This window comes from Pseudomonas sp. NPDC087342 (assembly GCF_044744265.1).
In the GTDB taxonomy this organism is placed as follows: domain Bacteria; phylum Pseudomonadota; class Gammaproteobacteria; order Pseudomonadales; family Pseudomonadaceae; genus Aquipseudomonas; species Aquipseudomonas nunensis.
Genome location: NZ_JBIUXZ010000001.1, coordinates 1,301,254 through 1,314,172, shown reverse-complemented (window position 1 = coordinate 1,314,172; position 12,919 = coordinate 1,301,254). Strand labels below are relative to the sequence as shown.

12 protein-coding genes and 1 pseudogene are annotated in these 12,919 nt (G+C 57.4%); 2 read left to right on the top strand and 11 right to left on the bottom strand.

The window, feature by feature from the left end:
- Positions 1–198: 198 nt before the first annotated feature.
- A complete protein-coding gene (gene ribBA / locus ACIOYV_RS05930; protein WP_401321711.1) occupies positions 199–1,308 on the bottom strand; it encodes a bifunctional 3,4-dihydroxy-2-butanone-4-phosphate synthase/GTP cyclohydrolase II in 1,110 nt (369 codons plus the stop codon).
- A gap of 71 nt (positions 1,309–1,379) precedes the next feature.
- Here ribBA and ACIOYV_RS05925 point away from each other — a divergent pair, with 71 nt between their 5' ends.
- Positions 1,380–1,673, top strand: a complete 294-nt coding sequence (locus ACIOYV_RS05925) for a DUF1330 domain-containing protein (RefSeq protein WP_401321708.1) — start codon at positions 1,380–1,382, stop codon at positions 1,671–1,673.
- 6 nt (positions 1,674–1,679) lie between these two features.
- Here ACIOYV_RS05925 and ACIOYV_RS05920 read toward each other — a convergent pair whose 3' ends face one another.
- The 7 genes from ACIOYV_RS05920 to ACIOYV_RS05890 all read right to left on the bottom strand — a co-directional run bounded on the left by ACIOYV_RS05920 (position 1,680) and on the right by ACIOYV_RS05890 (position 6,952).
- On the bottom strand, positions 1,680–2,243 hold the full coding sequence (locus ACIOYV_RS05920) for an NUDIX hydrolase (RefSeq protein ID WP_401321705.1): 564 nt from the start codon (positions 2,241–2,243) through the stop codon (positions 1,680–1,682).
- A 2-nt stretch (positions 2,244–2,245) separates the two neighbouring features.
- A complete protein-coding gene (locus ACIOYV_RS05915; RefSeq protein ID WP_401321704.1) occupies positions 2,246–2,998 on the bottom strand; it encodes a GntR family transcriptional regulator in 753 nt (250 codons plus the stop codon).
- Between the two features lie 88 nt (positions 2,999–3,086).
- Positions 3,087–3,476, bottom strand: coding sequence for a carboxymuconolactone decarboxylase family protein (locus ACIOYV_RS05910; protein WP_401321701.1), 390 nt, complete (start codon positions 3,474–3,476; stop codon positions 3,087–3,089).
- Between the two features lie 33 nt (positions 3,477–3,509).
- Complete coding sequence (locus ACIOYV_RS05905; protein ID WP_401321698.1) at positions 3,510–3,995, bottom strand: flavin reductase family protein; 486 nt, start codon at positions 3,993–3,995, stop codon at positions 3,510–3,512.
- 12 nt (positions 3,996–4,007) lie between these two features.
- Positions 4,008–5,489, bottom strand: a complete 1,482-nt coding sequence (locus ACIOYV_RS05900; protein ID WP_401321696.1) for an aldehyde dehydrogenase — start codon at positions 5,487–5,489, stop codon at positions 4,008–4,010.
- Entirely contained in the window at positions 5,486–6,319 is an 834-nt protein-coding gene (locus ACIOYV_RS05895; RefSeq protein ID WP_401321695.1) for an alpha/beta fold hydrolase, read from the bottom strand. Before ACIOYV_RS05895 ends, ACIOYV_RS05900 begins: the two co-directional genes overlap by 4 nt.
- A 42-nt stretch (positions 6,320–6,361) precedes the next feature.
- The gene (locus ACIOYV_RS05890; protein ID WP_401321692.1) at positions 6,362–6,952 is read right to left on the bottom strand and encodes an amino acid synthesis family protein; all 591 of its coding nucleotides are present in this window, start codon (positions 6,950–6,952) and stop codon (positions 6,362–6,364) included.
- Between the two features lie 1,498 nt (positions 6,953–8,450).
- On the opposite strand from ACIOYV_RS05890, the gene ACIOYV_RS05885 reads away from it, so the two are divergent.
- Positions 8,451–10,076: a methyl-accepting chemotaxis protein gene (locus ACIOYV_RS05885; protein ID WP_401321690.1), complete on the top strand. Its 1,626-nt coding sequence runs from the start codon at positions 8,451–8,453 to the stop codon at positions 10,074–10,076.
- Positions 10,077–10,209: 133 nt separating this feature from the next.
- Here the strand turns inward: ACIOYV_RS05885 and ACIOYV_RS05880 are convergent, their stop codons facing one another.
- The 3 genes and pseudogenes from ACIOYV_RS05880 to ACIOYV_RS05870 all read right to left on the bottom strand — a co-directional run.
- Positions 10,210–11,622, bottom strand: a complete 1,413-nt coding sequence (locus ACIOYV_RS05880; protein ID WP_401321688.1) for an alginate export family protein — start codon at positions 11,620–11,622, stop codon at positions 10,210–10,212.
- A gap of 4 nt (positions 11,623–11,626) precedes the next feature.
- Positions 11,627–12,526, bottom strand: coding sequence for a glyoxalase (locus ACIOYV_RS05875; protein WP_401321685.1), 900 nt, complete (start codon positions 12,524–12,526; stop codon positions 11,627–11,629).
- Positions 12,527–12,795: 269 nt separating this feature from the next.
- Positions 12,796–12,903, bottom strand: a pseudogene (locus ACIOYV_RS05870) (LysR family transcriptional regulator); the annotation flags it as partial.
- Positions 12,904–12,919 lie beyond the last annotated feature (16 nt).

The following is a 12,919-nucleotide window of genomic DNA, read 5'->3' as shown; positions in this document are numbered from 1 at the left end:
CGGGAGCAGTAGGTCCATATGGCCTTTAAAGGCGACCGTGCCAAGGGCTGTTGTTGGTGCTTTCCCTGTCGGGCGCACTTGGCTGAAGCGTTCGGTCTATGGAATATCATATTATGGTATTCCAAACTTTGTGCAAGCACTTTGCCTTACCGGCTATCAGCCAAAAGCGTTTTTGTGGCGAGGGACAGCACCTCGCAATCACTGGGTAAAGGGGATGCTTTCTACCACTTGCAGGTCGTAACCGGTCAAACCGGCGTATTTCAATGGCGGGCCGAGGTGGCGCAGTTTGCCGACACCAAGATCCTGCAAAATCTGCGCCCCGGTACCCACTTCAGAATAGATGTGCGACTGCGAACGACTGAACTGACGTGGCGGCTGCGTCAACTGCGGCACTCGCTCAAGCAGCGCCTGTGACGATTCATGATTGGCGAGCACCACCACCACGCCACGACCTTCCTCGGCCACGCGCTGCAAAGCTGCCCACAACGTCCAGTTGGAAGGTCCGCTGTATTCGGCGCCCACCAGATCGCGTAGTGGATCGATCACATGCACGCGCACCAGCGTCGGTTCGTCCCGGTGCAACTTGCCCATGACCATTGCCATGTGCACGCCGCCTTCGATGCGGTCTTCAAAGGTGATCAGGCGGAAGGTGCCATGCACCGTAGGCAGTTCGCGTTCACCGATACGCACCACAGTGTGTTCGGTGCTGAGGCGATAGTGGATCAGGTCGGCGATGGTGCCAATCTTGATCCCGTGCTGGCGTGCGAACACTTCCAGGTCCGGACGGCGGGCCATGGTGCCGTCATCGTTCATCACCTCGACGATCACGGAGGCCGGTGTGAAGCCGGCCAGGCGTGCCAGGTCGCAACCGGCCTCGGTATGACCGGCGCGAGTCAGCACGCCGCCTTCCTTGGCGCGTAACGGGAAGATATGGCCGGGTTGCACCAGGTCGGCAGGCCCGGCATTGACCGCGACAGCGGCTGCAACGGTACGCGCCCGGTCGGCGGCGGAAATGCCGGTGGTCACGCCGACGGCGGCCTCGATTGACACAGTGAAAGCGGTGCTGAACACGCTGCCATTGCTCGGCACCATCTGTTCCAGCCCGAGGCGTTGGCAGTGGTCGTCGGTCAAGGTCAGGCAGATCAGACCACGCGCTTCGCGGGCCATGAAGCTGATGGTCTCGGCCGTGCAGCAATCGGCAGCCATCAGCAGGTCGCCTTCGTTTTCACGGTCCTCGTCATCGACCAGGAGCACCATCTTGCCTTGGCGATAGTCTTCGATAATTTCTTCGATGCTGTTGAAGGCCATGTCAGGATTCTCAGTGTTTGATGGAAATACTTTGTGGTATACCATAATACAAAATTAACCGAGAGGTCACTATGAAGGCGTACTGGATTGCTCATGTAGATGTCACCGACCCCGATCAATACAGCCAATACACCCAGCGGGCACCGGCGGCCTTCGCGTTGTATGGCGGGCGGTTGTTGGCTCGGGGCGGGCGCAGCGAAGCGCTGGAAGGCGGGCCCACGCCGCAACGCAACGTGGTCATTGAGTTCGACTCGTACGAACAGGCACTGGCCTGCTACCAGTCGGAGGAATATCAGGAGGCGAAACGGCACCGTGAGGGCGTGGCCCGGGCCGAGATTATTATTGTCGAGGGCGTGGCGCCCTGAGGGCTGTCAGCGAATAAAGTGAATTTTGCCGGTATCGTCGTTGCCGATATAGATGCCATAAACCCCGGCCTGGCGTTCCTCGATATAGCGTTCGAGGATCTGCCGGATCGCCGGGTAGTAGATGCTGTCCCAAGGAATGTCCTCGGGCGCGAAGAATTTGTAGTCGAGGGTTTCCGGCCCGTACTGGTCGGTGATCTCCAACGCAATGGCGCGGAAGATGATGTACACCTCGCTGATCTTCGGCACGCTGAAGATTGAGTACGGCGAGAGAATTTCCGCGCGCACACCGCTCTCTTCCCAGACTTCGCGCAGCGCTGCTTGTTCGGTGGTCTCGCCACCTTCCATGAAGCCGGCCGGCAGCGTCCAGGTGCCTGGGCGCGGCGGGATGGCGCGCTGACACAGCAAATACTTGCCGTCCTGTTCGATGATGCAGCCGGCAATGATTTTCGGATTGATGTAATGGATGTAGCCGCAACCGCCGCACATCAGGCGCTCGTGCGTATCGCCCGGTGGCAGCTGAGACCTTAGGTCGTTGCCGCCGCACTTTGGACAAAAGCTCGGGCTGAACATCTTTAGCGACCTATGCGCGGTTCTTTAAGCGCGATCGGCAGGGTGATCTCAGGAATTTTCCCGGTCTCTTCCTGTTTGCGCTTGAGGTAATCTAGGGCGACGGTTGCGGCAGCGCGTACGTGGTTGACGCAGGCCTGGTGGGCGGCGAGGGGATCGCCGCTCTTGATCGCTTCGACGATCAGCTCCATTTCCTGGTTGCTGGCACCACGACGGTTTTCCTGGGACACCGATGTCGCCCGCAAGTAGCTGATACGCGCCTGCAACTGGCGCAATTGCAACGCCGCGACATGGTTGCCGGAACCTTCGAGCAGTACATCGTAGAAACCCTGAACTGAATCGATGACCTGTTGCAGCTCGCCTTCCTTGAGGGCCTTGCGGTTTTCCTCGAGGGCTTTTTCCAGGGCCTTGATGTCCTTGGCCTTGGCGCGCAGGGTAAACAACTGGACGATCAAGCCTTCAAGCACACAACGCAGTTCATAGATATCGACCGCATCGGCCAGCGTAATGATGGCGACCCTGGGGCCTTTGGCGTCTGCGAACTCCACCAGGCCTTCGGATTCCAGGTGACGCAAGGCCTCGCGAACGGAAGTGCGACTGACCCCCAGGCGATCGCACAGATCGCGCTCGACCAGACGGTCTCCCGGCATGAGCTGGAAATTCATGATGGCGCTTCGCAGTTTATCCAGCACGATTTCGCGCAGGGTAACGGGGTTGCGATTGACCTTGAAGCTGTCGTCGAGTGGCAGGCGTTTCATGGGGTCCGCTCTGAATGTGGCTGTCCATGCAAAAAGAGCACTTTGATTGCAAGAATCTCCGTGCTCGGTCAGATCAAACAGCCAAGGGTTAACTGGAGGCATCGGCATCGGCTTCGGCGAACGCTTCACGGGCGAGCCGGAAGCTGTCTACGGCAGCGGGGACACCGCAATAAATACCGACCTGAAGCAGAATTTCGCGTATTTGTTCACGAGTCAGTCCGTTACGCAAGGCGCCACGTACATGCAGCTTGAGTTCGTGAGGCCGATTGAGGGCCGAAATCATGGCCAAGTTTATCATGCTGCGCTCTTTAAGCGACAAACCCGCACGGCCCCAGACATGGCCCCAGCAGTACTCTGTGACCATTTCCTGCAGCGGCCGGGTGAAGTCGTCGGCGTTCTCGATGGAGCTTTTCACGTAGGCTTCGCCCAGCACCTGGGTGCGGATTTTCAAGCCTTTTTCGTACTTCTCGTTACTCATCACTGTGCTCCCACAGGGGGTTGTGTAGACCATTCAGGCCAGGGTGGGCAAGGGGCCCAGCTTGCCTTTGTGATAGATCATTGGCGTCACCGCTTGCTCGGGCAGAATCAGGTTCTTCACCGCGCCGACGATGATTGCGTGGTCACCGCCGTCGTATTCGCGCCACAGTTCGCACTCGATGATCGCCGTGGCGTTGCCCAGCAGCGGATTGCCCAGCGCGCTCAAGTGCCAGTCGATGCCATTGGCCTTGTCCTTGCCTTTGCCGGCAAATGCATAGGCTTCGGCGGTCTGGTCGGCGGACAGCAAGTGAATTGCGAACTGCTTGCTATCGCGCAGGATCGGGTACGTGTCAGAGGCATAGTTAGGGCAGAACAGCACCAGTGCCGGATCAATCGACAGCGCACTGAAAGCGCTAGCGGTAATGCCGACGATGCCGCCGTTCGGGTCCAGGGTGGTGACCACCGTGACCCCGGATGGGAACGAGCTCATGACGTCTTTGTAAATGCCGGGTTCGATCATTTCGTCAATCTCCTAGCGCATCACGAAGGGGTCAGGCATCGGTGCCTGGGAGAGGTTGATCCACACTGTTTTCAGCTCGGTGTAGGCCAGCACCGAATCGATACCGCTCTCGCGTCCATAGCCGCTGTTCTTGAAACCACCGATCGGCGCCATGGCCGACACCGCGCGGTAGGTGTTGACCCAGATGATCCCGGAGCGCACGTCCCGGGCCAGGCGATGAGCGCGGCCCAGATCGCGAGTCCAGATGCCGGCGGCGAGGCCGAACTGCGAGTCGTTGGCAATCGCCAAAGCTTCGGCTTCATCCTTGAAGCGGATGACCGAGGCCACCGGACCAAAGACTTCTTCCTGCATGATCTTCATCGAGTTGCGGTCGCATTCGAACAGGGTCGGCTCGTAGAACCAGCCATCGCCCAGATTCTGCGGACGCTTACCGCCCAAACGCAGGCGCGCACCTTCGGCGATGGCATCGGCGACCAGGCCTTCAACCACCGCCAGTTGCTGCGCGGTGGCCATCGGGCCCATTTCGCTGCTGTCTTCCTGCGGGTTACCGATGCGTATGCGTTTGGCGCGTTCGACCAAACGATCGACGAACTCATCGTAGATTTCGTCCTGCACCAACAATCGCGAACCGGAGACGCAACTCTGACCGGAGGCCGCGTAGATCCCGGCAATCGCGCCGTTGATCGCGCTGTCGAGGTCGGCGTCGGCGAAGATAATGTTCGGCGATTTGCCGCCCAGTTCCAGCGACAGCTTGGCAAAGTTCTCGGCGCTGCTGCGCACCACATGCCGCGCCGTGGCGGCGCCACCGGTGAAGGCGATTTTGCGGATCAGCGGATGGCGGGTGAGGGCCGCGCCAGTGCTTGGGCCGTAACCGGTGACGACGTTGACCACGCCCGGCGGGATGCCGGCTTCCAGCGCCAGACGGGCCAGCTCGAGAATGGTCGCCGAGGCGTGCTCCGACGGTTTGATCACGATGGTATTGCCCGCGGCCAGGGCCGGCGCGAGTTTGATCGCGGTCAGATAAAGAGGGCTGTTCCACGGAATGATCGCGGCGACCACGCCCATGGCTTCGTGCACCGTGTAGGCAAACAGGTCCGGTTTGTCGAGGGGCAGGGTGCCGCCTTCGAGTTTGTCGGCCAGGCCCGCGGTGTAGTGGAAGAACTCCGGCAAGTAGCTGACCTGCCCGCGGGTTTCGCGGATCAGCTTGCCGTTGTCACGGCTTTCCAACTGCGCCAGGTGTTCCTTGTTTTCAGCGATCAGATCGCCCAGGCGCCGCAGCAGTTTGCCGCGGGCGGTGGCGGTCAGACCGCGCCACGCCGGGCTGTCGAAGGCCGTTTGCGCCGCTTGCACAGCGCGTTCGACGTCGACTTCGTCGGCATCGGGCAGTTCGGCCCAGGCTTGGGCCAGGGCCGGGTTCAGACTTTCAAAAGTCTTGCCGGACAGGGCATCGACCCATTCACCGCCGATGCACATCTGGAAGCGTGCGAGTGTCATGCAACGATCCCCTTTATTTGGTTTTGTCGGGAGTGCGCGGTTTCGAGAAACTCCAGCAGCAGCTGGTTGACCAGGCGCGGTGATTCTACGGGCATCATATGCCGCTGCTCGGCGAGCACGGCAATTGTCGCGCCGGGAATGCGTGTGGCCAATTGCTCGGCCATTTCCGGCGTGGAACCCGGGTCCAGTTCACCGGTGGCGATCAGTGTCGGCACCTGAATGCTGCCCAGATCGTCAGCGCGGTACATGTCCTGGGTCGCGAACAGCTCATAGGTGGTCAGGTAACCCTGCGGGTCATTGTTTGCCAGGGTTTGGCGCAAGGCCGCAATCTGCGCCGGATTGGCCGCCTGATATTCGCGGCTGAACCAGCGCGACAGGGCGGCTTCGGCGTTGGCATCCGGTCCGTGCTCCGCCGCTTGAGCGGTGCGTGCGATGACGCCAGCACGCTGTTCAGGGCTGCGATTGAACACGCTGTTGAGTACCACCAGACCTTGCAGGCGTTGCGGGTAATGCAAGGCAAACGCCCGCGCGACCAGCCCGCCCATGGAAAAACCGATCACCGTCACCTGGGGCAATTGCAGGTGATCAAGCAGCTCCAGCAACTGGTCGGCATAGCCGAGTAGCGGGGTGCCACTTTCCGGGCGCGGGCTGGCGCCATGGCCCAGCATGTCGTAGGCAATCACGCGGTACTTCGTGGCCAGGCCAACGACCTGGCCGCCCCACATTTCTTTGTTCAGGCCCACGCCGTGGATCAAAACCACGGGCTGGCCTTGGCCGGTCGCCAGGTAACTGGTGCCAGCCGGGGTGAGTTCAGCGGTGAGCCGAATCATGGAGCGCTCCTGCATGCCTTTTGTTGTTCTTGCCGACCTTGATTACTGGGCGTTTTCAGCGGCCAGCTCTTCCAGATCGATGTAACGGTTGCCGATGCGTGGGTGCAGGCGGCCGCCATCGGCGCAACCCAGTACGACCACGATTTCGTCGGCACGCGGTGCATCTTCGATTTGCATTTCCAGGGTGATGTAGTGCGACCGCAGGCCTTCGTCGTCCTTGTGCATCATCGGAATCTGGATCGAAGTGCCCGGGCCGCCACGCTTGTTGGTAAAGCTCAAATAGCTCTTGGCTTTCACCGCTTCGCGGTAGTGATTGCCAAAACGCAAGGTGTGGATGACGGCGGAGGCGTGTTCGATTTCACCGTCGGTGCCTACGACAGCAGCCTTGCCGTACGCCTCGATCTTCTCGGCACCGCCGATGATGCCGACCAGGCGCTCGACCATCAGCGCACCAAGGTCGGAGCAGTTGGCGCGAATTTCCGGTTTCAGGTCTTCGACAAAGCCGCGACCCAGCCAAGGGTTTTTTATCACAACGGCCAGACCGACCATGGTCACTGGCTTGTCGGTCGCCTTGCCGCCTTCGATAAAGGTTTCTTCGACATAGCTGACGATCTTGCGGATTTCGAAACTCATGAGCTGCTCCGTTTAGGGTGAGAGTGTCTGTGCGTATGATGGTATACCATAATACCGGCAGCACAAGTCCCTGAAATGAGTTTCTGGTCGGAAGGCGATAAAAGGGGGGAGGGCTACTACGATGGTTGCTCGGAGTTCATCGCTTGCCGCAGGATTGGTTCTATTCGTGGCAAAGTCGGCGTTGATCACGCTGGACGTACCACTCTGACCTTCGTATGGGGTTGGTTGGCGGGCGCGACTGGAGGAGTTACGTCGAGCTTGCCGCAAAGCGGCTAAGGATTTTTAGACTACAGGTCGAAGAACTTGCGAGCTTTGCAGCCAATCTCGATGACGCCGAGCGCAAAGCTCGCTTTGTAGCCGCCAAAATCGTCAATTTGCTATAGGTAGAATCCAATAGCGTGGCGTGGATTCACTTCTTTTTTGCTCTTGGTACACCCTGAAAATAAGTCCAGAATCAAGTCCTTTCCTGCTTCAGGAATAAAAGAAACTCCTTGGACTTCAATAGGTCGGACGCCAGATGCGAGTCTCGTTTCCCGCTACAAATATTGCTCCATGGGTTTGACTGAGTTTCACGAGGAACGAAAAAACACCCGGGATATTTTCGTCTACGCTGTGCCCAACTGCATTCCACTGAGCGCGTTTGAGTTCTGTGGAAGCCTTGAAAAACCTGCCTTCTGGCGGGTTTTTTCGTTTTAGCGTTCCGTCGGATGCTTGCCCATTCTTCTGGAATGTTGCGCATAACTGCTTCGCATTACCAATGCCACTCGGCGTTTAGCTAAGCCAGCAGGCGTGCCTACAATCCTTTCGACGGCGACGGTCTCTATCTCTTGATCCAATCCATTGGCCGTGGTCGCTGCCCGAGACAGCGAGTTCTTGTGTTTGAGAAGGAGCTTTAAATAAACTTCCGCATAAATATGCGGGAATTTTTTGGGTTTTAATTTGCACCAGGGAAGTGAGTCTTTTGTGGTTGAAATCGCTACTAAGGTCCTATTGATAATAGAGCCTGGCTCAAAATGTTGTAGCAATAATGATTATGTTAGTTGGCTAGGTATTTATTATTTGGTGTGAAGTTTCCACGTTTCGGTAAATATTTTTAGCTATCATAAAGTCGTCTTGATGGCTGTGCTAGCTTCTGTTCTGGTGATTTTGGCATTTGAGTGGTCGCACGTATTCGGGAAACTTCTATTCGTAAAGTTTTCTATGCGCTAGTATTAAATTCAAGGACGCTCTAACTATAGTAAGGAGCCTAAGTACTTTGCAGAGTAGGTGGCCTGCTGAACGCATAAAATTAAGCTGTAACTTTCTTTACGCCGGGTGGAGGCGGTGAGCCTGTTTGTGTCTACTCTTGACGAGTCTTTTCACTATTGTGGCGATGCCAATTAAGGCGCTTCGCCTACCCGCCATGCCTGGCCATACGTCCACTCTCGAAGGCTCCGATCTGATTTGCCCGCTGTCCGCTTTATCCCTGCAGGATCGCCAACCCAAGGAAGTACGCACCATGGAAAGTTGGAAAGTTAGAACTCATCTTTTTTTGCTTGCCGGATTTTTAATGTTTGGATTGCTGTGTGTGGGTGGACTCGGGCTGTATGGCATGCGCTCTACGTTACATGGTCTGGAAACCGTTTACCTGGATCGAGTGGTTCCACTAAGGGATTTGAAAAAAATCGCCGATCTGTATGCGGTGGACATTGTTGACGCCACTCACAAGGCGCACAACGGCAATTACACCAAGGCTCATGCGTTGGCCCAGATCAAGCAAGCTCAAGTTGAGATAGCCAGCACGTGGTTGACCTATAAGTCGACTGAACTAATCGCTGAAGAAACTCGTTTGATCGGGCAGATCACACCGCTGATGGATGCCACTCAAGGTCCGTTGATGGAGCTCCAAGCCATGCTGAGCCAAAGTGATGAGGCAGGTTTGGCGCAGTTCGCGGCAAAGCGGCTTTACCCGCTGATTGATCCATTATCGGAGAAGTTTTCCGAATTGATCGAGGTGCAACTGAGCGAAGCCATGCGTCACTTCGAAGAAGGACAGGTTGCCTATCGTGCCTACGTAAAGCTCGGTTTGTTGATCTTGTCGCTAGCCCTGGTTCTGGGCGGCGTTTATGCGTTCTATTTCTCAAGACGCTTGAGTCTTCAACTGGGAGCGGAACCAGGCGAGCTGGCAGCAATGAGTTTAAGCATCGCTGAGGGGCATCTGGCCAGCTCTGTGCTCGATCAAGGTAAACACCCGACCGGCGTGTTGCATTCGGTGCAAGGCATGCGCCAGAGCCTGCGGGCTATGATCGGCAACATCAACCAGGCTTCGGTGCAAATCGAGAGCGCTACCCGGCAGTTGGCTCTCTCGTCTGAACAAGGGCTGAGCAGTGCTTCCTTGCAAAGCGATACAGCATCGTCCATGGCGGCTACGGTCGAGCAGCTTTCGGTAAGCATCAATCACATCGCCGACAACGCTCGCCAGGCCCAGAGTACGGCGCAGAGGGCGGGGCAGATCACCGATGAAGGCATGGGGGTGATGCGCAAATCGATCCATGAAATGAGTCAGATTGCCGAGTTGGTGACGCAAAGTTCTTCCGATATCGACCAGTTGGCAATCCAGTCAAACGACATCAGCCAGATTGTCGGTGTGATTCGCGGCATCGCCGAGCAGACCAACCTGCTGGCCCTCAACGCCGCCATTGAAGCAGCGCGGGCGGGTGAACAAGGTCGCGGCTTTGCCGTCGTGGCCGATGAAGTACGCAACCTGGCAAGTCGCACGGCACAGTCGACGAAGGAGATCGTTACCCTGGTTGATGCCATACAAAACGGTATGCTCAAAGCTAAAGGAAGCATGGCCGCCGGCTGCGAGCGAGTGACCAATGGGCTTCAACTTGTGGAAAGCGCCGGCGCTTCGATGGTCACTATAAAAAAGGCACTGGATGAATCTATGGAGGCTGTCAGTTTCATTTCCCTGTCGCTGCAGGAGCAGCGTGCCGCCAGTGATCAGGTGGCCTATAACGTGGAGCAAGTAGCGCAGATCGTTGAACAGAATTCCGCTGCTCAGGGGGGGATTGTGCAAGCGACTCAGGCACTGAAGGCAATGTCCGCCGGGTTGGAGGTCAGCTTGAGCCGCTTTAGTTTGTAAGCGCGGCAAAACGTGCGCATGGGTGTAAGACTCGCAGGTTGGACTTGAGGTAGCGCCAGCCTTCGATAGGCACTCTTCCCGAAATGTCCATTCATGACTTGAACAGCTGTGCGTATTTGAAAGTGTTTGCGGCTCACCAACTGAATTTGAGTTCGACACCCAGGTAATTACTGTCTTGCCCGCCAGCTTCTCGCAGCGTCTGGCCGATGGCGTAGTGGACGGCCTCGATCGCGCCTGTAAGGTTGGGGTTAAAGACATAGTCAGTGCGGATCTGGCCATAGGCACCTGTCCAGCGCTCACCTTCTCCTGCAGTTCCCGCGACGGGAAGGTTCGGTTGGGTGTATACCGCATCGGCGGTGGTCTGGCGCCATAGCAGGCCGATAGCGGTCTGAATACTGAGCTTGTCAGCGGGTTTGACGGTGATCGATGGTTTGACGTGAATCAGGTTGGTATAGCCGGTGTAGCCTGCGAGTGAAAAGTAGTAGCCGTTGGGGAAGAGCGGATTGAATGTACCCTCCGTGCCGTCGCCGGCATGTCGATCGCCCGAGGCGACGTCTGTTTGAAAGCCGATGCGCGGTTTCCAGGTTACAGTCTCGAACGTATAGCCGACACGGCTACCAGTGGCCCAGGCACGAATATCTTTGCTGCCCACTGAGCCGCTTTGTAGCATGCCCTCGATGTCCCAATCGAAGCCCGAAGCTGCGCCGCCCAGGCGAATATCGAACAGGTGCCTGGTCTCGTTGCCATCGGCGCTCAAATAATGGGCGTCGCTGCGTTCATAGAGACCGTAGTAGGCCGAAAGCTCATTCTTTGCACCCACCAGCCGTTCGACTCGCAGCATATGAAAGCGCAGGTCGCTGTTGGATTTGTCGTCGAAATTGCGTTCATCCAAGTACTGCACCGGATGGCTTGCAATGCCGATGAAGCGCCAGTCACTGGTTTCCCAGTCGGCCCACAGTGCATCAAAGGATTGCCGCACATTCGGGCCATCGCGCGATGAAATGAAGCGTTGTAAGTCAAAGGCGAAATCCTGTCGGCCCACACGGCTTTTCAGGGTCCCGCCACTGAAGGTTTTGACATACTCGGCAAAGGCCAGCCGCAAGTCGGTGCGGTTTTGATCCGCGCCACCCACTGACGTCTTGTCGTAGGCCCGTGCATCTTCGAGCTGGGTGAACAACCTCCAGTTTTCATTCAGGTGCAGGTCTGCGTGGACCTGGAAACGCTGAATCAGGTAGCGGTCACGGTCGACGTTTTTGATGCCAAACCCGCTGGCGTCATTCATCTCAAATCGCTCGCGCAGCGTCGCGCCCAGTGACAGATAGGTGAGCGGGTTGTCATCGGACAGGGATATGTATTTCAAACTGTCCAGTGGCTCGGTGCGCAGCGTCGGATCTTTGAGCGTGGACCAGTCTTCCTGCCATCGATTGGCCTTGATCGCGGGTCTTGTCGGCTGGTCGTCAGCGAGGACGCTACCATTGAGCAGCGGCCAAAGCAGCGCCAGGCTCCATCCCAGCACGCGTTCCCCATTACTTATCGTCATCGGCATGAATTCACTGGGCGGGATTCAGTTGATGAAGCTCGGCGATGTAGCCGCCCGGGAATTCCACCATCGCACTACGTCGTCCCTTGGTGCTGAACGGTTCGATCAATACCTTGGCGCCGGAGCCGCTTGCCTTGGCCAGCGTGGCGGGGAGGTCGACCACCTGATAGCCGGTGGTTTCATGACCAAAGGGGTAGGGCAGGTGACCGTCGGTGACCAGCACCATCATGCGGCCGAACGTCGACTCGATGTCGACACGACGGTAGGTGTCGGTGGTCCGTCCGATATCAATGGCCGATGCATGCTTGTCATCGACCAGTACTTTACCGTGGGAAAAGCCGAGAAAAGATTTGATAAACGTGTCGGCACGATCGCTTGAGACATACACGCGGTTTTCGGGAATGGTTTGGAACGCCGCGTAGGACGGTGTCTTGCTGTGCCAGTAGAGTTGCATATTGACGCCACCTGGCCACTGAATGACCGCGTCACGCCCGATGGGATCGGGGAAGTCGTGGACGATCACGTCGGCGCCGTTCTGTCTCGCGGACTTGATCGCCACATCGAGGTCTTTGACCAGATAGCCGTTACGTTCCTGGCCGAAAGGGTGTGGGACTGGGGTGGTAAAGCCAAACAGGGAAACAGTACCTGCCGGTGTCTGCAGTAATTGCGATGTGGTGCTACTGGGCGTGGGCAGCACATTCACCACTACTTGCGGGGTGCTTTGTCCCCCGAAGGTAGCGAGGAAACTCTTAACGAAGCGGTCGACATCGGCCGGCGCAACGTAGACATGGCTGGTGTCGTATTGCGGCGCAACGGCCACCTCCGGTGAAGCGCTCGCCCAGGCGTTGCCCATCATTTGGCCGGCCAGCAGCGTCAATACCAGGGATACTTTGATCAACTTTACTTGCATGCCCATTCTCCAGAACTCATCAACGAAGCGTCCTCTGCCGTCGTGGGTAACTCACGCTTCCACGAGTTTTGGCTTGGTAGACATGGGCAGCTTAGGGGGCGTGGGGGGGAGGCGATTGTACGCGCGTGCTCAGAAGTGGACTAACGCTCTCACGATCACGTTACTGATAGTCTCACTCAGAGTTCCGGTAACCCGGACTTGGCGTGGGAGCGTTTGGGCGTGCAATGTTTGACGATTATCTTCGCATCGACAAACTGGCGAGAAGTTTAAACGGCGTAAACATTGCGCTCGTAGGTCTGGTACTCAGGCAGAACTCGCACGAGCCTGCCCGAACGCAGGTCGTCGATGGCCGAGAATCCGGCCAACAAACCAATCCCTATCGTGTGTAACCCA